Genomic DNA, 23517 nt, shown 5'->3' on the forward strand with positions numbered 1-23517 from the left:
TTGTATGATTAGGCTGCAAAGAGATTTTGAAGATACGCCACATCAAATTCAAGTTTGAACTCGATGTTTTCAGCCGGTACGGGAGCCGCCAGGAACAATCGATAAGAAACTTTTCCGTCCAACAGCGATGTGACCGGATTATCCGCTGCTCTGAATTCTACACGCCCGCCGAGTATGGAACCTTGCGCTGTCAGTCCATTCAGCCAGATGTTTGTTGAGTCCACAACTGTGTCAATCAACCTTCTGTTTGTTGGATCGTCCACCACTTGCCAATGGGTCAAGATAAGCGTGTTTCCGATCCAGTTGAACATCTGACGTACGGGAATGAATCTGTCTTTCACGTCCGTATTGGCTGGATAGACAGATGTGTTGTTTCCCCACAACTTCCATCCACCGACGAAATTGATTGCCGTGACAATCCCCTCACCATTAAGATAGGCTGCTTGATCTACGCCGAGGTTGATTTCGGTATCAGCTTCATTTACGACAGCGTTCGCTTGAATGTTTTTGTTGGAAGGCGATACATATGGAACGTTGCCGTTTTCAGCAATGACTTTGCTATTCAACGCTGCAAATTGCGTAGACAAATGATAAATCTCGTCGCCCAATTTCGCTTTAAGATAGCAGGCCACTAGGTGTGGGTCGCTGAAATTGTTGTTGTTTTTCCATGCTGGTGCTTCTGTGTAAACGCCAGCTCCTGTTGAAGAAGAATCAATATCGGCAATGGCCATCGCTTTAAACAAACTATTAATGCCAGTAGACTTTGCTTTCATGACAGCTGCAACGGCTGGCTTTTTTGAATGCTTCGGTACGACTATTTGCCCTGGGACTAGTCGATACAACGGGAATATCTTGTTGATCAACTCTAGTCCTGTCACCTTGCCTGTTCCTGAATCGATTCCACCAATGATTTGTGCATCTGTTACGGTGGAAGGCGTGAGTTTATCGTAGGATACAGTCAATGAGGTTTGGTTCGCCGGAATATCCCCACCATCCACGCGAGAAATGACAGGATGCCCTGATCCATTGAATACAACTGTATAGTCCTTATTTCGCACCAAAGCATTACCTGCACCAGTGAGTTTTACGACCAGGGTCGAAAGCAACACGCCGTCAACAGCAATTGTGTATTTACCTGATGAGAGAGTAATTGCGCTGTCCGCCACGTTCTCCTTGTGGATGGAAGGATCAAGCACGTTGACAAATACAGCAGGCGCAACGTTAAAAAGCTGAAATTGAGCTTTGATAGCCTCGCATAGTGTATAGTCGTTCCAGTCGAAATGGTACCCAAGAGCTTTTACCGCTTCCTCATAGCTGTAGGCCAGTACCGGCTTATTCACATATGCGGATGGATTGTCTGTCAAATGGATAGGAGCCGTACCGAAATAGACGGGCAATCCGGCTGCAGCTTCAACAGGCGAAAGGACACTCGTACCACTTTCTGAGATAGATACCTGGTGTTTATATGCCACTATTCTTCAACTCTCTTTCCTGCGGCGTAATCAGCGGTCTGCTGGAAAAAGACGCTCTCCGGTGTTCCATGATCTCTGATCGCCGCTTCTGCTTGGGACAGCTTTTCAACGGGCACGAACATTTTCTTGATGGCTGGACAAGCTTCGATGTGCTTACTCAGATGTTGAGGAATACCGTCTGTAAATAGCGCGTATCGATGCAGAGTGCCATCACGTAAACTACTCCCGCAGTAAATGACGTGCATTGGTTCTTTTGCAGTCACCTTTGATTCTGCTTTGCTCATTTATAAAATACCTCCCAATCAAATTCGGTCTGTACTTGGGGAATCAGTACGTCGAACGTGATGTATGTCGCCCATTCTGGGAATGGTTGCTCGTCTGGTTGCTCCATTTCGAAAGATTCGTCATCGATCTGAAAGCGATCATCAATGATCGGATCTCGTTTTAACCCAATCTTGATCCGATTCGCTACATTCAGGCTATCAATCCAGCCGTTTTGTTCATCTTCGCTGTATGTGATGACGATCACACGAATTTTGACGATATTCGCCTGCCTTCCATCGTTCTCTCTCCGAAAACGAACGACAACGGCAGGTAGCTCCGCTTTGATTTCTTGCGGATCGGCTACAGGTGAATGCTTGCTCTCACTCAGGAACCCGCTGACCACCTGTGGTGCTTTATGTTCGTGGCCATCTAAGTTCGTGGGTAGCACAAAATCTTTCACGAGCGTTTCAATACGCTCTTTCAGCTTATTAACTAGGACAACATTAACCATCTAGCACCCGTCCTATTTCATGCTCGAGACGCTTGTCCAATGTCTCCAGCATTTTATTCTGTATTGATTTTCGTACCTTCTCGTTGCCTAGCATTTGCGGTACAGCAGGCGCATAGAGTCCTTTGATTGGGAACCTCTTCGGTGTCGTTCGTCTGTATACGGAAGCCACATTTCTGACTTTTGCAACAAACGCACCAGGAATCGGAGATTTCCCGCCAGCTCGTAATACTTGGGCCAAGATCGGTTTTTTTCTACCAGGCTGCGGCGATTTCGGCGTGACACGAAAACGAATCAGTGGCATCACATGGCCCTTTGATTCCAGACTGCCGTCCAGATCATTCGCGGATGCTTTTTTGAGCTCCATCGTCTCGCTGACGTCTCTTTTTCGGACAAGATACGTGTCTCTCACCCTGGCTGCCGCTTCCGTTTTCCCGCTGGACAGGGCACGGTTCATTGCCCGTGCCTGTACCTTTGGAATTTGCTTCGGAATATGTGCCAGAAGATTTGCCGCTTCATTCAGTCTCTGTTTGATGGAGTTGTCGAAATCAATCATGGGTTTGAATTCCCGCCAAGGCGGATTTCCAAAATGCCCTCAAGATCAGCAGGTGGAGCTACGACCACATACGCTTTTTTATTGATTTTTAACGTGTGTCCAACTGCTGGAATGAATGTGAAATCGGCTCGGTTCACATAGAGCATTATTTCTTCCGTGTATTCGCGGTCATGGGTCGGGTATGAATACGATCGATTCCCCCCACCAATCGCGACAGGCTCAATCATTCCGGTTATCTGTTTCCCATCGATATCGATTCGATCTGCGAATTCGCCTAGATTGAGAAAGACAGCAGCATCCGCCTTTAGTTGATCCTTGAATGTGCTCATTTGTCTTTGCCTTTCCCCCCTTTGGGAGCATCTACAATCAATTCCTCCGTATTCAGTTCGAAGACAATCTCTTGATTATCGTCAGAATGCTCATCTTGTTCGTTAATCTCGTTTGTCGCTTCATCAGATCCTACTTCAACGTCTCCGACAACATCTGTCTCTTCAAACACAGATACCGCCCCTTCACCGATCAGATGCGCTACATCCTTTTTGTGAGCATTAAAAATGGCGCCCTTCTCATGAAAGACACCATTATGCTTCACTGTTCCAATTTGCACCTGAAATCGCATGATAGTTTCCTCCTACGCGCGCGTTTTGATAACAGACCATGCAGATACGTCAAACGGCTTCGGCAATGGACGGCTCTTCACAATAAGAGATTTCACATCGGTCTCATGGTTGACTGTTACCTTTGTCGCACGAGGCCCTGCTACAGTAACATAGTTGATACTACCTTCTGGGATGAAGGTATTTGCACCGTACAAAAGTTCCCCAATATTTCGTGGCGCGACAATGACCTTTTCGGGGTCGATGTATGGTTTAAGAGACTGCGTTGTGTCATCATAGTACCACGCATCATATCGGTACACATCGAGTCCAAGTTCGGTTAAACGGCCAATGTAAGTATAACCATTTCCATTCTCAATGCTGAGCTGGGGATTGATCGTTCCGAATTGCGCGTATCGCAGGTCCATAAACTTCGTCATGAAATTATCGTCTGCTCGAAGATTAGCCCACGCCTCATCACCAAGGAGGGCGACAGTTGGATTGTATCCAGCCTTTCGAGATTTTCTGACCGCTTCCTCCAAGTCTTCATACTTTTTGGACGTAGTCTGGTTCCATTGGCTTCCGGATGTAAGGTTGATCATGTTGTCAAACCCAAAGTCGATGGTATCAGTACGAACAACCGTTGCGGCATCATCAATGTAACCGGATACTGTTACTTTACCCGTCTGCAGAAGTTCTGCACCCATTAACTCTTCGCGGCGCGTGACCATGTCGGAGAGCTCCAAAAAGTCGCGGTTCATCTGTTGTACAGCCCGCTCATCTGGCGACATACCGCCAAATACCGCTTCCCCAGGCATGCGAGTTTGTAGCATGCTGATGTCAATTGGGGAAGATAGGTTGATAAAAGGTGGCGTATAAATTTTCGTTTCAAATCCATCTCGCTTGATATTAATTGGCATACTGCCTTCTGCAACAAGTGGTGCAACACGTTGGCGGTTTTTGTAGAAATCCACTAGAACATGCTTTGTATCGAAAGTCTCCTCTCCAGGGAAGAACATGTCCCGAAGGAACGTTGTAACTGGCATTCTTCGTTGAAACGAAGGAAGCATGGTTTGTGGTTCGTAGATGCTGATGCTGCCACCTGTAACGGTTGCGGTATTTTGTGGACTCATAAAGCGTCCTGCAATGGCGGATTGTCTAATTTTCACGGTTGTTTACCCCCGATCAGTTTTGTAATGAATATTGACAGTGCGAAGTTCATCTTTGTGGTTAGCCACTGAGTCGCCGGCAGCAACTTTCAGGGCCTCATACCGGAAAACACCCGTTTTATACGCTACTGCGTTTACATCAGCTCCGGTTGTATCCACGTCCTCAGATAAAACCAATGACGCGATCTGACTACCGTCTGTTGCTGCTTTATTTACCAACGCATATTTCCCGTTGGCTGTGATCTTGCCGAGTACCGATCCGCATTTGAGCTTCCCTTGACCAGCAAGTAATGTCACTGCCGTGGTCATTGCGGACACTTCCGTTCCCGCGAAAAAGGACTGATTATCTACCGTGCCAAATGTAGTAGAAATGGTTGTCATGGTTATTCCTCCTTATCTTTGTAGGCGTTGCATTGAATGTGCGTGTGCGAGTTGCTGGAAAACTGCATTTACGTCTTTCAAGTTGTTTAAGTCATACTCTTTTTCCATGTTTTGTTGTTGTGATTGAGCTGTCACATCAAGAGCTCCAGACGCTTGATTAGCTGCTACTGCCGCATTGAATAGGCCGTTATTGATCATCTTGCCCTCTTGCATAGCCTTGAGAGCAAGATCAGCGGCTGTCATTGGGTTTTCCCCATACTTCGCCTCGTTGACCAAAGCAGGATCGATATTTGCTGCAATAGCGTCAATGGCGCGAAGGCGCTCCCTCTCTTGTGCAGTTGCATCTTGAGTATTTTGTGCCTGATTCGGTACGGGTGGTTGTGGTGCTGCATTTGATGCTGTCGGTGGTTGTGGATCGATTACTTGTGTTTGATTGGTTACTTGCATAAAGCTCGCTCCTTCCGTTTGGAACTTCATAATTTCATTTCGGACACGGTCTATCACCTGTTGGGGAATCATTTCGATGCCTGCATGTGCGACAGCACTAAGCTGATTCGAATCGTCGAACATAATTTCATCGATAAACCCTTTTGCCAATGCTTCTTGTGCCGTCATCCACGTTTCTCGGTTCATGAGGGTACTCAATTCGTTCTGAGACAACCCTGTTTTTAGCCGGTATGCATTCGCAATGGACTTATCGACCGCTTGGAGAAAATCCGCTGTGTGCCGATGCTCCCACTTATCTCCCTGAGTCCGAGTCTTGGCGTTGTGAATCATGAATTGTGCCGTCGGTGACATTCTGACCTTCTTTCCGCCCATGGACGCGACAGAAGCAGCACTAGCTGCCACACCGACGATTTGGACGTCAACACTAGCTGGATGACTTTTCAGCATGGTATAGATTTCACTGCCCGAATAAACATCACCTCCACCTGAGTTGATAATGACCTCAAGATCATCGCCGTTTGCTTCCGCGATCGCTTTTGATATTTTTCCAGGGCTTGTCGCATCCATTTCGAATAAGTCATAAATCCATTGATGATCATTCGGTATGATTACGCCTCTAACTTCAATCCGTTTTGGCATTTTGTTTGTCACCTCCTTTCATGCCCGGAATATGTGCTTGTGGCAGGTTCCGACGTGCCTCCCACTCGCGCGTCAGCACGTCAATATTGCTATCCCAATCCATCCCTGTGAGCTCCGCCGTTTCCCGTTCGTGCGTGCTAAATCCGTTGTTGATTCGTTTCACGGCAGCATCCACTTCTTTCTCAGGATCGATTTGACCAGGACTTGGTCCAATCCAAATGGCTTGGCTCCAAAGCTTTCGCATGACTGGATCGCTAAAGAATCCAGGTGCCTTAATACGTCCAGTTGCCACGGCCTCAAACAACCACGTCTCGTAGGTCGGCTGACAGAAATCATGGGAGAACCAATCACGACGGTCCCGGAAGGATCTCCACGCTTGCAAGAGTGCAGCTCGACTCGCTGAATAGCTACTGTTGAACACAGAAAGGAGCACTTCATATGGCATGTCCAGCGCTGCGCCTGCTAACTGCGCCATGATCTTTGTAAACGAATCAAATCCAGCATTCGGATGCGTAGGATCGCCAAAGGTCACTTCCTCGCCTTCTGCCAACATGTTGATGGTTCCCGGCCCCAACTCGTAACTGGAGAGTCGTTCCTCTGGCGACAGTTTCAATTGCTCACTTTCAGGAATGGGATTGGTAAACGGTATTTCGTTTTTTGCTCCTTCTTTTCGTGTAATAAAGGCAGCGAAAAAACTATTGATGATCGCCGCTGCAATCTCTGCCTCGGCATAACGGTCCATTTGTTTGACTTGCTCGATGACAGGTGCGAGATACGGTACACCGCGATATTGCTCTGCCCTCTCCGCATCCATCACAAAAAGCACGTTAGGTAATCCGGAAACCGGATTCTGTGCCTCAACGCGCGTCCATTGTGTTCTATGTCCTTGTGGAATCGTACTGTTCGGGTGCTTATTGCTTATCCAGTAAGCGATCACTTTACCGTTCGGGTCTGTCTCCACTCCATTTCGGATAGCACGGCCATCTGATAACTCCACATATTCTGAAAGCGAGAATCCCTCGGTAGTAAGTATTGGCGAGTATCCTTGCGTATGATTGGGATTGTTTAGCCTGTCCCCTTCAATGAGGTGGAGCCGCATGCGATATGGATTTAGCCGCTCTGCGGCATCTGCATATTTCATAACAGCAAGGGCATCACCGTTCAGCAGCCATCCGGTCAACATGATCCGTTGTGCATCGTAGAAATCATTCAGCCCAGTGTTATCGATCTTGGATGATGCCCAAAGATTAAATTCAAACTCTGTACGATCTTCCCACTCTTTTGCCTGCTCCGCCGTAATACCAAGTAAACGGTAATTGAGTTGGCATTTGAGTGTGAGTCCTGAGCCCACAACGTTCGACTGATTTTTCTTAATGGCTCCTGTAGCCAGACCCCCTCCCATATAAAGGTCGCGGCTGCGTTCCCGAAGTACAGCGAGGTTTTGCCCGATGTCCTCTTGCGGACTTTTACTATCGCTGTTCCAGCCTTTCATTGAGTTTTTTCTCCGACTGGCTCCGCTATTCGAATAACCGCTATTCGTAACCTTCCGCAATGCCGATAGCTTTGCGCGATTTACTTCTCGTTTTAGCGCCATGGTAGGCGAAAGCCATTCTATTGTTTTGTCAATGAACCTCACAAATTACTCACCACCTTACAAGTCTCGATAGATGACTCGAAATGCCCTACGCTTTGATGGACTCTCACCCGCTGTTAGTGCATTTTCCAGTTCGTTTTTCCGATCTTGTAGCTTCTCGATCTCATCCTTAATGAGTTTCAAGTCGCCGCGACGCAAATTCCTTGACCCAATCCGGTATTCCTGTGCGCCTGTTAAAATGGCCGTTTCAGCCTCGTAGTATTTACTCAGGCGGTCTTTAACAATTTCCAGCTCATCTTGCACCCTTTTTTGCTGTCCTGGATCATAAGTCATCCATCCTTCCTCCTCACCATAGTTTTGAGCGCTTGACTAGACCCTTTGCCTTTTGCCCCGTTATTTGGTTTGCTGCAGGTGTATTTTTTACTGCGGGTTCAGTTTCTCGCAAGCGTTTTTCAAGTCCTTCAAAGTCTGGTTTCAGCAAACGCAACGCTGCGAGACCATAGACCCGTAAATCCAGCGGCTCATTCCTCTTGTCTTTGGCTACATTTTCCCAAACCGTGACCGTTTGGCCATTCTTTTTTCGAAACACTTGCCGCTCAGAAACAAGACCTTTGAAATAAATCTGATCATATCCACGCTCTTCCTCAATCGGGAAATGAAAATAGTGTGAACCAGGTTCCGCGATATGCAAACGCTGCATGATCGTCGTTTTCCCTGAATCCACACCAAGGAGGATAAGCGGAAGCTTGTATTTGTTGTTTTTTGAAACCTTCCGGATTAACTCAAGACCTGATCCACCTTCCCCTTTGATGGGGAAGACACGACTTTGGAGTCTCTGCCCACAATATTTATAAACTTCATCGGTGTAATGACCGCCTGAGTCAACAAAGGTACAAGCTACTATCAGTCCTGCACCATTAGCGAATTTCCAGACCCGTTCTCGCTTATCATCGAGCTCTCTCCATGTCTGCGGATTGTCTGGATTTCCCCAGATAATTCCTTTTTCGATTCCCCAAGACTCTTCTTCTTTGCCCCAGCCGACAACTTCATACTCTAATCGGTCATTCTGGGTGTCGACTGCCATTGTAAGGATGAGAACGCCGTTAGGTAGTTCAGCATCGTAGCTTTCTCGCCGTTCCAGGAGAATGTTTTCGTCCTGAATATCACCGCGATCCTCCCAAGTCTCACTCAAAAGCGTATTGACGAAAACCTGCATTTGCTCGGGATTTCCTTTTTTCAACTCGTCCTGCGCGATCAAAAAGGCATCGATCATTTCTTTCCAACGAGTCCAAGGAGACGCCAACGCGTTCATGTGGAATCCCTTTACTTTTCGTTCCGGGAATTCATGTACCCATTCACCTTTTCCAGCAATCTGCTGTTTCTTCCATTCGATTTCAGGAGAATCAAAGCCACAATGCAAGCAGCGCATCGATACGGTATCAAATATGATCCGTTTCCACTCCAAAGGTTGTACTGCCTCACACTTCGGACATGGAAGATGCCATTCACCTTTCGAAGAGTTATTGTATAACTGCTCAATCCGCGAATGACCCTTAATTGTCGGCGTAGAAGCAACTACAATTTTTCTATTGTGGAAAGTGGCTGTCCGTCTTCTTGCCAGATCCAACGCGTCCCCCTCAGAAGTTGCCTCGAATCGGTCCAACTCATCGACCAGCAATATCCTGATCGGGCGGCTTGCTAGGGAAGCGGGAGAATTACTACCCACGATGGTGATATGACCGCCCGGGAATGATTTGTGCAAAATGGTATTTCCTGAATCTTTGGCTTTCGAATCAGCTACCTTTTTAGTCAAAACTGGCGTATCGCGTATCATTGTGCTTAGTCGATCTTTTGAAAAGCTTTTTCCCATATCTAGTGTGGGGACAACCAACATCATAGGGGACGGGTCCTGATCAATGTAATAACCGATGATGTTTTCTTGGGATAGTGTTTTACCAACCTGTGATCCCATCATAAATACTACTTCTTCCACTTCTGGATCACTAACCGCATTCATCATGCCCTTTTGATATGGGGCCCGATCGCTTCTGTACTTCCCAGCCTCGGCTGCCGATTCAGCAGACAAATATCGGTAGGCATCTGCCCACTCAGTTATTGTCAAATCAGTAGGAGGAGAAACGATTTGGGCGATAGCCTGGAAAAGCTTACGATGTTTCTGGTCCATGCTCTTCACCAGTTGGCTCGACCGTGCCCTTTTCAGCAAAGTTGGTATAGTGATCGGCCAATTCTTGCAATGCTTCTTTAATCTCTTTTTGCAATATCCCCACGATTACCGGCATTTCTGTTTCAAATTGGAGCAAAGGAGATACTTTCGATGGGATTGTGAGGCAACGCGCTTTGAACAGACCTACCATCCGCTCCAAAATCTTCACTACTTCATCTACTTGAATAAGTGACAATTCTTTTTCTGCCAGATCCAACTCAGCAATTTTTCGCTTGGCGCGTTCATGTAGCGCTTTTTCCTCGTTGTAATCGATGTCTGTATTGTCACTCAAGTGCTGAGAGTACTTGATATACCGCTGCACATTGTCGGCAAGATCGTACTTTCCTCTGCTGAGTTGAACGAGGACGCCGTCTCTCGTGAGCGTATTTACCCATTTGGCTGTTTTTCCGATCACATCTGCAAGCTGCTGTGTGCCCACAATCATATCCATGAATTCTCTCCTTTCTTTCGGAAGTAAAAAACAAATCGCTTCCTCTTCTTGACCCAAGGCAATTCGGGACAGTAGATGAAGCGATTTTTTCAGTAGTAGCAACGATCAGTGAATAGGAAGTGACTTTAAAATTTTGAGTCTAGCTGGATTTCGGGGCTCGCTCGACCCGCATGGTATCAGGAAGGCTGGAAGGACCCAAGCTATCTGAATTGCGTATGGTTTTAACACAATTCAAATCAACGCTTGGTGTCATATATAGTCATTTGGTGCTCCCCCCCTGGGCTACGGCCTTGCTTGTCTTTTATTTGCTTGGTATCCGCCGCTATAGATTTTTGCAACTCTTGCTCCATCTTCATGAGCCATTGTAGATCGCGCACAGAGCTCACAACGATCTTGCCGCTCTGGAAATCCTTCACCCATTGGGCAATGACCGCATGAATCACCTTTCTATATTTCTGGTTCGTATCAACAAAGTCGGTCAGCAGTTCTTCTGTTTGCTTTTTCATTGATGCCACCACAGCTTTCCTTTAAGATGGAAAATGAGATAGTGGCTTGAAGAATCCGTGGCCACGGTGTTCCACTATCTCTGCTGGGGTGACCCGGCTTGAGTGGGAGAGTGTTTCTGCACTCTCCTTTTCTTATGCCTTCACAGCTATTTCACCAGTGAGTTGTTCCCATCGTTTTACGATCACATCACAATATTTGGGGTCAATCTCCATGAGGTAGGCGACCCGCTCGGTTTGCTCAGCCGCAACAAGTGTGGACCCAGAACCGCCAAAGAAGTCGACCGCGATGTCCCCACGCTTGCTGCTGTTCTGTAAAGCTCGAGCTACTAGAGCAATTGGCTTCATCGTGGGATGCTCTGCATTACGTGCTGGTTTATCGATTTCCCAGACCGTGTCCTGCTTACGGTCGCCGTACCATCGATGTGCAGCCCCCGACTTCCATCCGTAGAGAATGGGTTCGTGTCGCCAATGGTAATCCTGTCGGCCGATAGAGAAACTATTTTTTACCCAAACGAGACATTGTTTTAAAAGCCATCCTGATTCTTTCATAGCTGATTTAAAATTTGCGCCCTCCGTAGCGGCATAACATACATAGATGGGCGCTCCCTCTTCGGATACGCGAAAGAGGTTTTGATAGACGGACACCAGAAATTCCTTGAACTGGCTGTCTGTCATCTTGTCGTTCTCAATCTTGAGGGCATCCTTCGTTTTACCGGTGTAATCCACGTTGTACGGCGGATCTGTGAAGACCATATCAGCTCGCAGCCCGTTCATGAGCATTTCCACTTCTGCCAAATTGGTAGAGTCGCCACACATCAACCGATGTCGTCCGAGAATCCAAATGTCTCCGTGCTTTGTGACCGGTTCTTCGATTTTTGACAACTCATGCTCAACATCGAAATCATCCTCTTCCACTTCGATGTTCTCTGGCTCAAAAGAAAACGGCTCACTTTGGAACAATTCGTCCAAGTCAGCCGCATCAAAGCCAGTAAGAGAAAGATCAAAGTCTAGCACCTGCAGGTCAGTCAACAAATCGCGCAACTTGGGAAGCTCCCAATCGCCACCAATTTTGTTCAGTGCGATATTAAGCGCCTTTTCCATTTCTGGCTCCAATTGGACGACAACGACCTCGATCTCAATCCGTCCCTGCTCGTTCACCATAATTTTGTACCGCTGATGCCCACCAACAATATTTCCGGTGACCTCATTCCAGATTACTGGCTCGACGTATCCAAACTCTTGAATGGATCGTTTCAGCTTCTCGTATTCGGGGTCGCCGGGTTGCAAATCAACCCGCGGATTATAAGGGGCTGGGTTAATTTTAGAGACTGATATTTTACGTATATCCATACTGTTCAGCTCCTTCGTGGCGATAAAGTAAGAATAAAGAATATTGCCAGCTTTAAAATTGCTGGATGCCTTGATACTGTTGGGCTGGTGCCGTGTTTTGTAGGTGTAATCAAACAACTACTATTCAAGCGGAAAATTATATGTTTTGTTTCACCGCAAAAAATGGGGTTGAAGCTTAGAGCCTTATGCTTTGGTTGCCTGTTGGCTTCTGGCGACCCCCTAGTCCAAATTAGGGTCTTCTCCTGCCTCTGTGATCTCCTGGCTGAATAGGTGCAGGAGCCACGCTTCTGCTGTCTTCCCGTTGAGAGAATACAGGGGGTTGATAGCTAATGCTGACCGTCCTTCCAAGTCAGTTCGACGCATAATTTGCAGCTCGATAAATGTCTTCACGATCTTGCGTGCTGTTGGATAGGAACAGTCTGCGATGTGGGCAAGGTCTTTGACGGTAAGTGGCGTCCCCTTTTGCCCTCGCTCATTGTCGCCTTGAAGGAGGTTAGTTCCCTCGCTGGCATAAGTTGCGATCTTCAATAAAAAGCCAGCCTCAGCGAGTGACAGCTTTCTGAGCCGTCGCTTTGCCTTTTGGCTGGCTTTGATCTTTACGAATTTTGAGCTGCGACCAACTGGACGAAATACTTTTACAATCTCGTCCGACCGGCGCAGTACTTCCTCGGTGTAGTATATTTCTCCTGTTGTTGAATCAACATACTGCCGCACTACATTTCACCCACCTCCAAAGGAATATGCTCTAATTTGTCGAAATATGGTATTTATACCTATTATTCGAGGAGGAAGATATATGATAGATGCTTATATGAGTTTAGATCAGGTAACTGAAATAGCGAGAAATCTGTCACTAGGTGAAGCAAAAACGTTTTTGCTGAGCGAAGCTGGGAAAATCGGGATCGTTGTGAAAGAAACTAACGAAAAAGTAAGCAGAATAAAACAATCAGGACAAACAGGTGTCACACCATTTTACCTTGAAGAACATGATACTCTCACCATTAGTATTCAACCTGTAGACGGAACAGAAAAAGATGCAATAGTAGGTTACATTAGGCTGAATGCTGTTCAGAGAACTGAACTTCTATCTGCTCTCAAAGAAACAACTAAGCGTGGGATTGGCATTGAATTCTACAGCGTGAGCGAAAGTCTTGAACTGGTTTCTGTTCGTAATGTTATTATTGAAGAAATGTCACGTTTTGCATTAAAACAACAACTTGACAGAATCAAAGAATAAAGTGAAAGCCACTGAAGATTACTCTCTTCGGTGGCTTTTTTCCTCCTTGCTTCAGCAGAGGTCTTTGTTGTGTATTCACAATCATATTATGGAATTAATGATTTTAAAAGAAAAAGCACCGCATGGGTGCTAAATTACTTTTCTGTATATCTTTTATGATATTCGAAGGCTTTTTGAAGAAGCCTGTTTAATGCATTCCTGTCAATTGCAAAAGATTTTGCTCCAAGCTCTTTCGGAATGTACTCACAATCAACCAAATTTTTATCCCATTTGGCTGAAGGTGAAGGTATCCTCATTCTAGCCGTCTGGGTAAAAGCAAAATCGGATCGATTATGTATATCGTCGCATGCAAGATCAACAAGTTCTCCAAACTGGGTTATTAGCCAAACATGAAATTCAGGAATGTCGGCTTTCGGTTTCCATTGATAAGAAATTGGATATCCAACCCATTTGCTCGATCCCGCAACCACATAACTTCTTATTCCATGCAAATCAAGGAGTTCTTTTGTGACATTTGATACGTAGATACAATATTCTCCCCTATTTATGTGACAATCTTCAAATGCCTTTCTCACACACCGTCTTACCAATCGTTTTACTTCTTCAGGGGTTTCTCCTTCTATTGCCATATCGCAACATTCATCAAAAAACGCACCTGAGCCACACAGGCATTTTCGTCGATGTTCCTTTTGTTTGCCCAACCTTAATTCCTCCCACAATTTTCTATTAATTTAGACGTGAGTAGAAATTGAAAGTTTCGGTCCGGTAGAATCCCCCACTTATTTCGGCAGGGGGAACTCCGCCGCAAGCCAATCCTTACCTGCTGCGGTCACAGGCTAAGGGAGGTGGTCCAGCAGATAAATCTGCACACTAGAGACAGGATCAGTGTGTTCGAATATGAGAGATACAGGACAAGGGGCGAGAGGCCGGAGCCGTATGCCTCGCATAATCCCCTGTCCGGTATATTCCAGCAGAGTAATCGCCCCCATAATTTACAAGTTGATTTTCCTTAAGCACTGAATGAAATTAATTAATGTATAGATAATGCTAGGAAGGAATATTTATGGGTCGAGTTATCATCAGTGAATTCACTCCACAAGAAAAACTTAAATTATCCAAAATTGTCCTGAATTGTGTCAGTAAAGGTGAAGGTGAGACAGAACTTGATGCATTAAAAAAAGCATTTGAAATTGCTAAAGCAGTGCTAAAAAAACCAACTGCTCAAATGTGTCAATACGTGTGGCAAGAACACTTGAGAAATTACTATCGAGCACTCTATGAAAAAGCTTTACAGAAAGGAAGTAAAAACAGATCTATGAGAAAAGTAAGTGATGAAAATCGTTATCTCGTTTCATTAGTTTGCACAGAAATTTTAAAAGGTCAGGCAATTGGAGAGGCCTTACGATCCGTTTCAAAAATTGTAAAACTTAAGGAGAGTACCATTAAAACTAAGTGGTATGCACTCATGAAAATCGAAGAATATAAGGTACAATACGACGAAGCTCTAAAGAATCAATCCGAGTACCAAGCAGCTACCCCAGAAACCCCTGAGACCGCTGAGACTTTCCAAAATGCATCTCACGAAAAGCAAAGTGAAGGAGGTGAAAGACCTTTACATACTAACGAAGCCGGTTTCCTAGATTCCATCAATAGCTTTATCACTTCCTTCAAAACCTTACAGGAAGAGAATGAGAATCTAAGAAATCAAAATACTATGCTACAAGAAAGGTATGAAAAGGTTGTATCTGAGCTTAAAAAAATGAAAGACTTAATCAATTCCTTTGAATTATGATCGTTAGGAATATCTCCTCACTAAAATATTCGTGGGCAGATTTAACTCCCGAAATATATAAGAGCCGCCCGGTTCTTTATCCGAGCGGCTTATTCATCGTGCGTTGACTCCATTGTAAAACAATTGATCGAAGCATGGGAATTTCGTGCAAAGTGTTCAAAATGTCTTTTTTGTTCAAAATGTCCGGTAAATGGGTTCCTCCAACATTTTATTAACAAATAAACTCTAAGGAACTTATGGTACAAAAAAGCCAGTATCCTGTTCATTAAGGATTACTGGATTCAATAAGATAAATTCTTGTTGGAGTACGGCCAAGACATATGTAAAGACGGATATAAGTCTTGGCACAATTCCTATCAATTTAAATGAGAGTCATAAGAGCTAATACTAGCGTCAAACGAATCACTTGGATATTGAAAAGATAGTAGCTGTCTCAAAATATAAGTGCCTCATCTCATCTTCCTGTATTTCAGGTTCCATTTCTTTAAAGCTCTCTGAGTCTAAATCTTCATCGTTAAGGACATGATCTCTCCAAAAAGACAACCCCAATTCAGGAAAGGTATAGGAGAAGCCAAGCAACGCATCGTTATCGCGAGTATATGGTGAAATCTTATCAAGTATCTCTACAAGCTCACTCGCTTTTGTACTAAACACATCAATATCTTTAAAGAGGCAAGTGTAGTATTCTTTTAATGTATTTGTGATGTGTATATGAGTAGCTTTTCCTTCTAAATCATACTCGTACTGAAATAATGTATGAAAAAAATCGCAAGGACGCACACATTTTTCTTGATATGTTCGTACACATTGTACTAACTCCTCTTTGGTCATTCCAAGTCTAAGTGTACCGACTGAACGCCCTTCTTCTATAATTAATTTTCCCATCATATACCCTCCAAAATTATAAATCGGAGCATTTCTCCTCTTTCCTTTTTATAAATACGAAGGAAATTAGAGTAATGCTCCAATGAATAAATATCAATCTAGTTAAACTCCAAAATATTCGTACACCAAGACAGCACCTGCAACTAGGTAGTCGTTGTACTTTTGTGCCAAATTGGGAAATTTACCTTCTGGATCTTCTGCTGCTCTTAAGCCGTCAACTTCAAGTCTCATTAAGCCTTTATAGTCATTTGCCATCAAATACTCTATCTCTTTCGCGCGCCACTCTTTAGATGTAGTACGATTTCCCCAGTTGGGAGTATATTCGTGGTCTTGCTTCATCATTCTAATCGCAGGAAACATGTCGGTGTCATTAAATCCTGCTTCTGTCAGTGCTTTATCCGAGACAATGTGATGTCTTTCTCCACCTAATGGTTGCATACGTTTATAAGTACCAACATCGAAATAATATCTTTGCCATTGAAATTGAGTTTTACCACTTTTGTTGTCATAATTCCAAACTGTTCCATCCTCTAGTACAACTATATCATATTCAAAATAGTCAGATACCGCATTTCTGTCCATCTTCCATTGAAAGACATTCCCGTTTCCTACTTGGAGCGCTCTCAGAGAAGTATTAGCATCAACTACCCACTCTTTACCTTTTTTATTATATTTTCTTATATCAGCGACCACCGAATCAAGCTTATCGCTGCCGACGTTAATTACGTCAATGAAAAACGCATAATCATTTACTGAGTAGTATAGATACCAGACGTTAGCAACCGCCATAGTGTCTTTATTACGTTTGACCAGTATAGTTTCTTCAATTTTAACCTTTTGTGGTTTAGGTTTTTCCAAACCTAATTCACTTGCTATCTCTTCCAATTTTGATTCACTAATGTCAATGTCTCGTAACGCTTCTGGTTTTTCCAGTTCTTCGAGATTTAACTCCTCAGACAAAAGCTCATATTTCTCACTACCACTTTTCAATTCCGCACCATCATACTTCAATAAATGGCCAAATCCTTGGTCTCTAATGAAATCTTCGACATCAGGATGCTCGCCAATTTCACCAGATTTGATTTCCTCTAAAACGGTTGTGCCTTCTTCCTTAGCTGACAGTGTGTTGGTGTAACCCATAACCAACAGTAAGCATAGCAATAAAGACGATATTATTCTTTTGATATTCATTAAACTTACTTCCTTTCGAATGGGATTTGACTTTATTTCTCCTTTCCGCTATGACCTAAAATTTACTATTATGTAAGAAATTATATGTTGTACATGGAATAATTTTACTATTCAAATAACTAAGATTGAGTTTTTAATTGTGACAATTTACAGAACTATTACCCCTCGAATCCTTAACGAAATATATAGCTTTTTACCTATTCCACACGACATTCTCTAATGTTGGTGTTCCCCTTAAAAGAAAAGATCAGCACGCATTGTGCCGATCCTCCCCATACATGGCCCGAGCCATTTTCTTAATAAGTTCCCGCTTGATCTCATTTAAACGTGTGCGGGATACACCAACATGACGAGCTATCATATTCATTCGAACGCCGTCCATAATACATTCCAAAACCGCCCTTTCTTTATCGCTGGTAATTGTCTCTGCTGCCCGATCAACCCGCTGTATGCTTTCCTCCAGCTTTTTCAGACGTTTCCATCGCCGCTCCCGCTTCATAACCTCTCGATTCGTTTTGTCACTGGTTACGCCTTTCCCTCTAGGGAGAGAGGCTTCGATCCCATACGCTCCGACCGTCCCCTCTCCAGCACTCTTTAAATACCCTTTAATACGATCGATCTCACGCAAGCTGAATGAATAATCTCTAATCTCGTCCTCTGTTCGTTGTATCCATTCCATCGCGGGTTCCAAATTCTTATACGAAAGGTGTCCATCATCATGTAAGTCATGTTGGTCGATGTCTGTTTTGTCCCACTCCGGGCAGGTCTCGATTTTACCAACGTGAAGGTTATGGACACTACAGATCGATTTCTTGCCCCATTGAGTAGCGGGACATTTTTCGCAAACACGTTCGATCAGCTTATCGTTCACCTACACCGCCTACCCTTTTCTTGGTTTTAAATGTCCTAGCTCACTACACATTCAACCCTGACAAAATCTTTGTAAAATCCCATAGTTTCATGACCTGTGTCATCGATTCTGAAATAAACATTATCTACTTCGTAGCCTTTTGACCGCAAATACTGAATGAACACTTCTTTAGCTTGCTCCTTGCTCCTTTATAAAGCTCAATGTGCTGGTAGCTTTCATCACATTCACCTCATCACAATTTCTCTTGTGTATCCAGGCACTTTCGATCCGCGCCGCTGGATACATGTAATCAATTTAATTAATCAATCCGTGTTTCTCTTCTGCTTCGATTGCCATTTCATCTTCATGGCCTGACAAGCATCCCAAGGTACAAAAATGATCTACAGATGGCTTTTTGCTTACCAATATCCACTCAGGCTTGTCCGCCACGATCTCTTCATCTCAAAATGCACATTTCATGGTATCTTCCTCCCCTACGAAAATGCCAACTATCTATTGGCATCTTCAATTTCTCGAAGGAGTTTTCCCTCTGGTCGCCAATCGTTGATGTATTCCTTCGCCTTTTCCAAATCAAGTACCCGAGTATTTCGGTATGAGTCAACGTTGAAGTATCCCTTGAAATCCCGCCAAATTGACGAGAATACTTTTCCGCGCAAGCTGCTGTCTTGGTAAGCTTGTCCATCTTTGCCTCCAAGGACCTGTACTGCTTGCTGTCTGGCTGCATTTTGAAGCAAGAGCTGCTGACCGTAGTCAATTGTCTTGCTTTCTTCTAGCCTCTCAACGCGACTTTCGATCTCTTGTTGCTTCTGATCCAGAAAGAAGATCGCTTTTACTTCGGGACTCAATCTAGCATATGCGCTAGGCTTCTCGATAACGCGATAGTAGTCGTCCACAAGCATTTCGTAGGCTTCCCATGCTTCATCTGTGTTCAGTGATTTCGCGTGCAGCCATGCACCTTTTTCAGTCCAGAGGTAGAGCTTGTTGATCGAACCTTGAAATTCACGATTCGCTTCCTTGAATGTCTTCAATTCTTCTCCAGCCAATAGAAAAAAGTGTTTCCCGTTTTGATACCGCCTTTCGTTGTAGTTGAAGTTGTAGCTAATTTTGTCTGATGTTGTTCCATATGATTCTGCCAACTGAGCTGTGGTCAATACCCTTTGACCCCGATAGTCAAGCACCTGTAAGTTACTCACTTCCCCTTCCTCCTTTTCGGAACCACCAGTTTCAAATGCCTCGGCCGTCTTTCTCGAATAGGTTTTGACCTTCCCTTGCTATCCATGAGGTATTGCTCGCCTTTGGGCGTGGTATGGAGCGTATATGTTTGGATTCCGTTTTCAGCAGCCCATTGCTCCATGATTCCCGGCTGTCCTTGTGCTCGCCTCATATCGCTCATCAGGCCCATGTATTCGCAAAGGAAAAAAGTTACATCCCAATTATGGTAGTCCCACAGAAAGTCAAATACCGTTTCAGTTGTCTCGCCAATCGGCTTGTCCCATCCAAGCTCTGCAATTTTTTCTACTGTGTAAAAATAGTCTTTAGTACCCCAGCGGTTACCGTCATATTCCTTTGTAATTGGAAAGATACTCGCAAATCTTCTCGGAGTGACGAGGGCGATAAGCTCCATAATCAGGTATGACAGTTGAAATCGACTTTCCAAGTTATCGACCGACACGCTTCCTAAGCGTCCAAGATATCTCACACCATAAAAGATGGCACGATCAAGAGCCTTTTCCTCGTGTAATGCTACCGGTAATGCTGAAAACAACGACTTGTGATAAATATCGAGTTTTTCCGTGTTTTTCTTATCTGGCCTATGCCCTACTTGCATCAAGGTCCCTCCCAGGAATAATTTGAGTGGATATTGACAAAGATCATTACAACCAATTCGCCTAAAACTCGAGAATTTTACAACCAGACATTCAATATAGGTAACTCATTTCAAAACATCTTTTTCATTGCCGCCACTGCGTTTCCCGCTCCTCTGTTTCATCGTCAATTGTTTGTTGCTTGCCAAAACGATGATCGAGACTCACGAACTTATTGAACTCCTTGAGGAATGCCAGCTCCACCGTTCCAATAGGTCCATTCCGTTGTTTCGCAATGATGACCTCCAAGATGTTCTTATTTTCCGTTGCTCTATCGTAGTAATCATCACGATAGAGAAAAGCGATCAAGTCAGCTTCTTGTTCAATTTGTCCCGATTCACGTAAGTCGCTCATCATCGGCCGTTTGTCCTGCCGTTGCTCTACGCCGCGACTGAGCTGAGAAAGAGCAATCACAGGGGTATCTAACTCCCGTGCCATGCTTTTGAGTGTCCGGGCGATCTCAGACACTTCCTGCTCCCTGCTTCGCCCTGGCTTGTCCATTCTTATCTTCGTTAGGTAGTCAATGATGACCAAGCCAAGCCCTTCCTGTTGCTTCATACTCCGGCATTTTGACCGTAGCTCTCCAAGAGCGATCTCGGGTGTATCGTCTATATAGATGTTCGTCTTGGAGACGATGCCCAAGGCGTGCGTCAAACGAATCCAGTCATCCCCTTCCAGCCAACCGCTTCGTAGCTTCGAGGCGTCAATATTGCCTTCCGCACACACCATTCGCGTCACAAGTTTCCCAGCACTCATTTCTAATGAGAAGATCATGATTGGTTCACTTATACTCTTCGAGGCGTTCTGTGCGATATTTAGCGCCAGAGCTGTTTTTCCGATGGATGGTCGAGCCGCCAGAATGATCAAATCTTGCTTATGAAATCCGCTTGTCATTTTGTCCAAATCAGGATATCCAGACGGAACCCCAACCGTCCTTCCACGCTGCTGAAACGTTCTGTCAATCTCTTCGTATGCCTCCAGCGCAACTTCCCTGATTGGTCTTACAGACCGCTTTTTACCACGTTCCCGAATCTCGGCAGCCAGTTTTTCTGACTGAGCAAGCACTTCATCGACATTTTCATTGTTGAGGCTGTCCTTGTACGCTTGGTAGTTGATTTCAATAAGCTTTCTGCGCCGAGCCTTGTGTAAAACGATCCCTGCATAGTAGTCGATGTTCTCCGCTGTCGGTGTATAGCTGACCAATTCCGTAATGTACGGGACGCCCCCCACGTTATCGAGCGCCTTCTTTTCTTGTAAATGACTTGTTATCGTTACTAGGTCAATCGGATCGCCTTTCTCGTACAAGTCAGCCATGCCTTGATATAGGACTTGATGTCGTGTCCGGTAGAAATCCATAGCTGTTAGCTCATCGATGACTTTTGCAATAGCAGGGGGCTTACAGAAGATCGCCCCGAGTATCGCTTTCTCTGCTTCTTCGCTGTGGGGCATCTCCTGAATATCAATCATGTTTCATCAATCTCCTGTTTAGCTGCTCCGTGTTTTCGATATGCAAGTCAAATCGGCGACTGTCTCCGGTCAACTCTTCCAAAACGCTGGATTCAATAATGCGCTCCATCAAGCGGGTACCCCATCCTTTTTGGCGTTCGTTAAACCTTGCCTCCAGCTCCTTGACCGTAAAGTTTGAACCGTACAGTATGGGGCTTCTGTTCTGTCTACCGTTTAACACTGTGAACAATTCCCCCATTTCCCAATCCGCCGGAATCTCTGCGCCCAGCTCGTCGATGATCAAAACATCTGCAGCTCTGTAAGCGTTTAGGTAATCCCATTTGCCGATCGGTTTGCGAGTATGAGCAATCAAGAGTTTGGCTGTCGTATACACGACACTGATACCATGATTTCGCAATTCTTTCGTCGCCGCCGACAGTAGATGGCTCTTTCCGAGTCCGTTTTCTCCAAATAGGTATATTCCTTTGGCTCCCCACTCCTCGATGCCGCGAGTAAAGTCCTGGATCACCTGAAAGCCACGGATGGTTCCAGGTTCCGTCTTATATTCCGTTAAAGTAGCCCCTATAACCATTTGGTCATCATCGCTATATTCGTGTATTTCTCCGTTGCGCTTGGCTCTCTCAAAACGTTTGATGTCGGCCATTTCCCGCTCCGCTTCACACTTGCATACTGGAGTTACCTGAAACTTTCCGATTACCTCGGAAAATAGCTCTATTGGTTTTAAAACCTTTCCGCAATGGGGGCAGTTCCGCTCACTTGATCCCTGCTTTTCGATACAATTCTTCACGACTTGGTGTAAGGGCTGCCGAATTGGTTCCACTTGCTCCGCCTCCTTTGCCAAAAGCCTTTTGATTCAGATACCCTTCAAACTTTGGTGAAAATAACGTCTCCGGTCGGAGGTATTTAGACCATTCTGGATTGTTCAGCCATTCAGTAGTCTTGTTATCAATAACTCGCATAAAGTCATCTAGTCGGAATCCTTCGTTCCATCGAGCAGTAATAAGCTGCTTTGTTTTTTTACTGGTCGCTCGATAGCTTGTCCCTGCTTTTTGGTTTAGGTATTCAATGATTTCAGCAAAAGGGACATTATCTTTATTACTTAGTAAAGATAAATACTTAGTATTATTAATACTTAGTAGTGTCGGATTTTCCACATCTGGAAACTCCACATCTGGTTTTTCCACATCTGGTTTTTCCTGTTGTGGTTTTATCTCTTCTGGCAACTCCTCTTGTGGTGTTTCAAAAACATGTGTCTCCCATTTGACGATCTTGCCGTTTTCTTTTACAGGGAAGCGGTGCAGATAACCCAACCGCCTCAATTCCTTTAATCCCGTTCTTAGACTGTCCTCACCGTCAGATGCGTGAGTAGCCAATTCCTCTACAAAGAATGTCCAGTCATCGGGAAGCGACAGCATATAGGCGATAATGCCTTTTGCCTTCCAACTCAAACGATCATCATGCAAGGCTGTTTTGTCCATTACAACGAAATTGTCGTTCTTCCTTACCCTGAAAATGCTCAAATCGCGGTGGCCCCCTCTTGTTGCGGTTGTTGATAAAACTTTAAGAACAGTTCATATGCTGCTATTGGACCGTCTTTCTTGTTTACATCGCTAATCATCCGTAATTGATCGATGTGAATTTTGTCTTCTATAACAGCCTCGGTAATTATTTTGATCGCGCGTGCAGATGGATCACCGTCTGCAGCTCTACGACAGATGTCTGCATATCGTTCAGATAGGCTAAGTGCTGTTGTCTTACTCATGCAGATCGCCCGCTTTCTACAGTTTCTGGAGATACCTTCCTGATACGTGCGCGTACTGCTCGATGCATGATACCAAGCAAATCGTCCTGCAAGTATTCGTTACCCATCTTCTCATCCAGCTTTGTGAGAATCTTAATGGATGTTCTACTAAACACGGCTTCGAACAAATCTTCTGGAGTGGTGTAGTCCCGCAACCTCAAACCCAGCTTTTCGCACACTTCATCCATCAAGCCGAGTAGCTTAATGGCGTCAACCGACACATTGCTCGGATTATGCATAAAGCTCCACTC

30 protein-coding genes are annotated in these 23517 nt (G+C 44.8%); 2 read left to right on the forward strand and 28 right to left on the reverse strand.

Annotated features, from left to right (window positions below):
* Positions 1 to 8: 8 nt before the first annotated feature.
* From EL268_RS29215 to EL268_RS29290, 16 genes are all read right to left on the reverse strand, one after another.
* Complete coding sequence (locus tag EL268_RS29215; protein WP_126435488.1) at positions 9 to 1472, reverse strand: phage tail sheath family protein; 1464 nt, start codon at positions 1470 to 1472, stop codon at positions 9 to 11.
* The gene (locus EL268_RS29220; protein WP_106657767.1) at positions 1472 to 1756 is read right to left on the reverse strand and encodes a hypothetical protein; all 285 of its coding nucleotides are present in this window, start codon (positions 1754 to 1756) and stop codon (positions 1472 to 1474) included. Before EL268_RS29220 ends, EL268_RS29215 begins: the two co-directional genes overlap by 1 nt.
* Positions 1753 to 2247, reverse strand: a complete 495-nt coding sequence (locus EL268_RS29225) for a hypothetical protein (RefSeq protein ID WP_106657766.1) — start codon at positions 2245 to 2247, stop codon at positions 1753 to 1755. The genes EL268_RS29220 and EL268_RS29225 overlap by 4 nt, the downstream gene beginning before the upstream one ends.
* On the reverse strand, positions 2240 to 2800 hold the full coding sequence (locus EL268_RS29230; RefSeq protein ID WP_106657765.1) for a phage tail protein: 561 nt from the start codon (positions 2798 to 2800) through the stop codon (positions 2240 to 2242). Before EL268_RS29230 ends, EL268_RS29225 begins: the two co-directional genes overlap by 8 nt.
* A complete protein-coding gene (locus EL268_RS29235) occupies positions 2797 to 3129 on the reverse strand; it encodes a hypothetical protein (protein ID WP_106657764.1) in 333 nt (110 codons plus the stop codon). Before EL268_RS29235 ends, EL268_RS29230 begins: the two co-directional genes overlap by 4 nt.
* Positions 3126 to 3419, reverse strand: coding sequence for a hypothetical protein (locus tag EL268_RS29240; protein ID WP_106657763.1), 294 nt, complete (start codon positions 3417 to 3419; stop codon positions 3126 to 3128). The genes EL268_RS29235 and EL268_RS29240 overlap by 4 nt, the downstream gene beginning before the upstream one ends.
* Positions 3420 to 3431: 12 nt before the next feature.
* Complete coding sequence (locus tag EL268_RS29245; protein WP_126435490.1) at positions 3432 to 4565, reverse strand: major capsid protein; 1134 nt, start codon at positions 4563 to 4565, stop codon at positions 3432 to 3434.
* A gap of 6 nt (positions 4566 to 4571) precedes the next feature.
* Positions 4572 to 4946 (reverse strand): head decoration protein, encoded by a 375-nt coding sequence (locus EL268_RS29250; protein WP_106657801.1) that lies wholly within the window; start codon positions 4944 to 4946, stop codon positions 4572 to 4574.
* Between the two features lie 12 nt (positions 4947 to 4958).
* Positions 4959 to 6032, reverse strand: coding sequence for a head maturation protease, ClpP-related (locus EL268_RS29255; protein ID WP_126435492.1), 1074 nt, complete (start codon positions 6030 to 6032; stop codon positions 4959 to 4961).
* Positions 6016 to 7668, reverse strand: coding sequence for a phage portal protein (locus tag EL268_RS29260; protein ID WP_106656620.1), 1653 nt, complete (start codon positions 7666 to 7668; stop codon positions 6016 to 6018). The genes EL268_RS29255 and EL268_RS29260 overlap by 17 nt, the downstream gene beginning before the upstream one ends.
* Before the next feature lie 15 nt (positions 7669 to 7683).
* On the reverse strand, positions 7684 to 7959 hold the full coding sequence (locus EL268_RS29265) for a DUF6148 family protein (protein ID WP_106656621.1): 276 nt from the start codon (positions 7957 to 7959) through the stop codon (positions 7684 to 7686).
* Between the two features lie 13 nt (positions 7960 to 7972).
* Complete coding sequence (locus EL268_RS29270; protein ID WP_106656622.1) at positions 7973 to 9811, reverse strand: phage terminase large subunit family protein; 1839 nt, start codon at positions 9809 to 9811, stop codon at positions 7973 to 7975.
* Positions 9792 to 10301 carry a hypothetical protein gene (locus tag EL268_RS29275; RefSeq protein ID WP_106656623.1) on the reverse strand — a complete coding sequence of 170 codons (510 nt, stop codon included), beginning with the start codon at positions 10299 to 10301 and terminating at the stop codon, positions 9792 to 9794. The genes EL268_RS29270 and EL268_RS29275 overlap by 20 nt, the downstream gene beginning before the upstream one ends.
* 236 nt (positions 10302 to 10537) lie before the next feature.
* Positions 10538 to 10807, reverse strand: coding sequence for a hypothetical protein (locus EL268_RS29280; protein ID WP_106656624.1), 270 nt, complete (start codon positions 10805 to 10807; stop codon positions 10538 to 10540).
* A gap of 132 nt (positions 10808 to 10939) precedes the next feature.
* A complete protein-coding gene (locus EL268_RS29285) occupies positions 10940 to 12157 on the reverse strand; it encodes a site-specific DNA-methyltransferase (RefSeq protein ID WP_106656625.1) in 1218 nt (405 codons plus the stop codon).
* A gap of 219 nt (positions 12158 to 12376) precedes the next feature.
* Entirely contained in the window at positions 12377 to 12871 is a 495-nt protein-coding gene (locus EL268_RS29290) for a hypothetical protein (RefSeq protein WP_106656626.1), read from the reverse strand.
* A gap of 82 nt (positions 12872 to 12953) precedes the next feature.
* On the opposite strand from EL268_RS29290, the gene EL268_RS29295 reads away from it, so the two are divergent.
* Positions 12954 to 13394, forward strand: coding sequence for a hypothetical protein (locus EL268_RS29295; protein ID WP_106656627.1), 441 nt, complete (start codon positions 12954 to 12956; stop codon positions 13392 to 13394).
* A gap of 134 nt (positions 13395 to 13528) precedes the next feature.
* Here EL268_RS29295 and EL268_RS29300 read toward each other — a convergent pair whose 3' ends face one another.
* Positions 13529 to 14095: a hypothetical protein gene (locus EL268_RS29300; RefSeq protein ID WP_106656628.1), complete on the reverse strand. Its 567-nt coding sequence runs from the start codon at positions 14093 to 14095 to the stop codon at positions 13529 to 13531.
* A 362-nt stretch (positions 14096 to 14457) separates the two neighbouring features.
* On the opposite strand from EL268_RS29300, the gene EL268_RS29305 reads away from it, so the two are divergent.
* The gene (locus EL268_RS29305) at positions 14458 to 15186 is read left to right on the forward strand and encodes a hypothetical protein (RefSeq protein WP_106656629.1); all 729 of its coding nucleotides are present in this window, start codon (positions 14458 to 14460) and stop codon (positions 15184 to 15186) included.
* A 402-nt stretch (positions 15187 to 15588) separates the two neighbouring features.
* Here EL268_RS29305 and EL268_RS29310 read toward each other — a convergent pair whose 3' ends face one another.
* The 11 genes from EL268_RS29310 to EL268_RS29355 form a co-directional block, all read right to left on the reverse strand.
* Complete coding sequence (locus EL268_RS29310; RefSeq protein WP_232030151.1) at positions 15589 to 16074, reverse strand: hypothetical protein; 486 nt, start codon at positions 16072 to 16074, stop codon at positions 15589 to 15591.
* 99 nt (positions 16075 to 16173) lie between these two features.
* Positions 16174 to 17262 carry a hypothetical protein gene (locus EL268_RS29315; protein ID WP_232030153.1) on the reverse strand — a complete coding sequence of 363 codons (1089 nt, stop codon included), beginning with the start codon at positions 17260 to 17262 and terminating at the stop codon, positions 16174 to 16176.
* Positions 17263 to 17509: 247 nt separating this feature from the next.
* Positions 17510 to 18133: a hypothetical protein gene (locus EL268_RS29320; RefSeq protein ID WP_106656631.1), complete on the reverse strand. Its 624-nt coding sequence runs from the start codon at positions 18131 to 18133 to the stop codon at positions 17510 to 17512.
* 294 nt (positions 18134 to 18427) lie between these two features.
* Positions 18428 to 18562 (reverse strand): hypothetical protein, encoded by a 135-nt coding sequence (locus EL268_RS33790; RefSeq protein ID WP_269149379.1) that lies wholly within the window; start codon positions 18560 to 18562, stop codon positions 18428 to 18430.
* Positions 18563 to 18621: 59 nt separating this feature from the next.
* The gene (locus tag EL268_RS29325) at positions 18622 to 19326 is read right to left on the reverse strand and encodes an ORF6C domain-containing protein (RefSeq protein WP_106656632.1); all 705 of its coding nucleotides are present in this window, start codon (positions 19324 to 19326) and stop codon (positions 18622 to 18624) included.
* Positions 19323 to 19964 carry a hypothetical protein gene (locus EL268_RS29330; protein WP_126435494.1) on the reverse strand — a complete coding sequence of 214 codons (642 nt, stop codon included), beginning with the start codon at positions 19962 to 19964 and terminating at the stop codon, positions 19323 to 19325. Before EL268_RS29330 ends, EL268_RS29325 begins: the two co-directional genes overlap by 4 nt.
* 121 nt (positions 19965 to 20085) lie before the next feature.
* Positions 20086 to 21465, reverse strand: a complete 1380-nt coding sequence (gene dnaB, locus EL268_RS29335) for a replicative DNA helicase (protein WP_106656634.1) — start codon at positions 21463 to 21465, stop codon at positions 20086 to 20088.
* Positions 21458 to 22108: an ATP-binding protein gene (locus EL268_RS29340; RefSeq protein WP_232030162.1), complete on the reverse strand. Its 651-nt coding sequence runs from the start codon at positions 22106 to 22108 to the stop codon at positions 21458 to 21460. Before EL268_RS29340 ends, dnaB begins: the two co-directional genes overlap by 8 nt.
* A 109-nt stretch (positions 22109 to 22217) precedes the next feature.
* Positions 22218 to 22985: a conserved phage C-terminal domain-containing protein gene (locus EL268_RS29345; protein WP_126435498.1), complete on the reverse strand. Its 768-nt coding sequence runs from the start codon at positions 22983 to 22985 to the stop codon at positions 22218 to 22220.
* A complete protein-coding gene (locus tag EL268_RS29350) occupies positions 22982 to 23227 on the reverse strand; it encodes a hypothetical protein (protein ID WP_106654706.1) in 246 nt (81 codons plus the stop codon). The genes EL268_RS29345 and EL268_RS29350 overlap by 4 nt, the downstream gene beginning before the upstream one ends.
* The gene (locus EL268_RS29355; RefSeq protein WP_106654707.1) at positions 23224 to 23505 is read right to left on the reverse strand and encodes a hypothetical protein; all 282 of its coding nucleotides are present in this window, start codon (positions 23503 to 23505) and stop codon (positions 23224 to 23226) included. The genes EL268_RS29350 and EL268_RS29355 overlap by 4 nt, the downstream gene beginning before the upstream one ends.
* Positions 23506 to 23517 lie beyond the last annotated feature (12 nt).

This window comes from Brevibacillus brevis (assembly GCF_900637055.1).
Classification (GTDB): Bacteria; Bacillota; Bacilli; order Brevibacillales; family Brevibacillaceae; genus Brevibacillus; species Brevibacillus brevis.

What these genes read in the sequence shown, in the direction of transcription:
- EL268_RS29235 (WP_106657764.1), bottom strand. Translation starts at nt 3,129, where the DNA reads ATGAGCACATTCAAGGATCAACTAAAGGCGGATGCTGCTGTCTTTCTC.
- EL268_RS29255 (WP_126435492.1), bottom strand. Translation starts at nt 6,032, where the DNA reads ATGCCAAAACGGATTGAAGTTAGAGGCGTAATCATACCGAATGATCAT.
- EL268_RS29270 (WP_106656622.1), bottom strand. Translation starts at nt 9,811, where the DNA reads ATGGACCAGAAACATCGTAAGCTTTTCCAGGCTATCGCCCAAATCGTT.
- EL268_RS29315 (WP_232030153.1), bottom strand. Translation starts at nt 17,262, where the DNA reads ATGAATATCAAAAGAATAATATCGTCTTTATTGCTATGCTTACTGTTG.
- EL268_RS29230 (WP_106657765.1), bottom strand. Translation starts at nt 2,800, where the DNA reads ATGATTGATTTCGACAACTCCATCAAACAGAGACTGAATGAAGCGGCA.
- EL268_RS29285 (WP_106656625.1), bottom strand. Translation starts at nt 12,157, where the DNA reads ATGGATATACGTAAAATATCAGTCTCTAAAATTAACCCAGCCCCTTAT.
- EL268_RS29250 (WP_106657801.1), bottom strand. Translation starts at nt 4,946, where the DNA reads ATGACAACCATTTCTACTACATTTGGCACGGTAGATAATCAGTCCTTT.
- EL268_RS29350 (WP_106654706.1), bottom strand. Translation starts at nt 23,227, where the DNA reads ATGAGTAAGACAACAGCACTTAGCCTATCTGAACGATATGCAGACATC.
- EL268_RS29275 (WP_106656623.1), bottom strand. Translation starts at nt 10,301, where the DNA reads ATGGATATGATTGTGGGCACACAGCAGCTTGCAGATGTGATCGGAAAA.
- EL268_RS29340 (WP_232030162.1), bottom strand. Translation starts at nt 22,108, where the DNA reads ATGGCCGACATCAAACGTTTTGAGAGAGCCAAGCGCAACGGAGAAATA.
- EL268_RS29225 (WP_106657766.1), bottom strand. Translation starts at nt 2,247, where the DNA reads ATGGTTAATGTTGTCCTAGTTAATAAGCTGAAAGAGCGTATTGAAACG.
- EL268_RS29305 (WP_106656629.1), top strand. Translation starts at nt 14,458, where the DNA reads ATGGGTCGAGTTATCATCAGTGAATTCACTCCACAAGAAAAACTTAAA.
- EL268_RS29310 (WP_232030151.1), bottom strand. Translation starts at nt 16,074, where the DNA reads ATGATGGGAAAATTAATTATAGAAGAAGGGCGTTCAGTCGGTACACTT.
- EL268_RS29355 (WP_106654707.1), bottom strand. Translation starts at nt 23,505, where the DNA reads ATGCATAATCCGAGCAATGTGTCGGTTGACGCCATTAAGCTACTCGGC.
- EL268_RS29280 (WP_106656624.1), bottom strand. Translation starts at nt 10,807, where the DNA reads ATGAAAAAGCAAACAGAAGAACTGCTGACCGACTTTGTTGATACGAAC.
- EL268_RS29240 (WP_106657763.1), bottom strand. Translation starts at nt 3,419, where the DNA reads ATGCGATTTCAGGTGCAAATTGGAACAGTGAAGCATAATGGTGTCTTT.
- dnaB (WP_106656634.1), bottom strand. Translation starts at nt 21,465, where the DNA reads ATGATTGATATTCAGGAGATGCCCCACAGCGAAGAAGCAGAGAAAGCG.
- EL268_RS29220 (WP_106657767.1), bottom strand. Translation starts at nt 1,756, where the DNA reads ATGAGCAAAGCAGAATCAAAGGTGACTGCAAAAGAACCAATGCACGTC.
- EL268_RS29295 (WP_106656627.1), top strand. Translation starts at nt 12,954, where the DNA reads ATGATAGATGCTTATATGAGTTTAGATCAGGTAACTGAAATAGCGAGA.
- EL268_RS29265 (WP_106656621.1), bottom strand. Translation starts at nt 7,959, where the DNA reads ATGACTTATGATCCAGGACAGCAAAAAAGGGTGCAAGATGAGCTGGAA.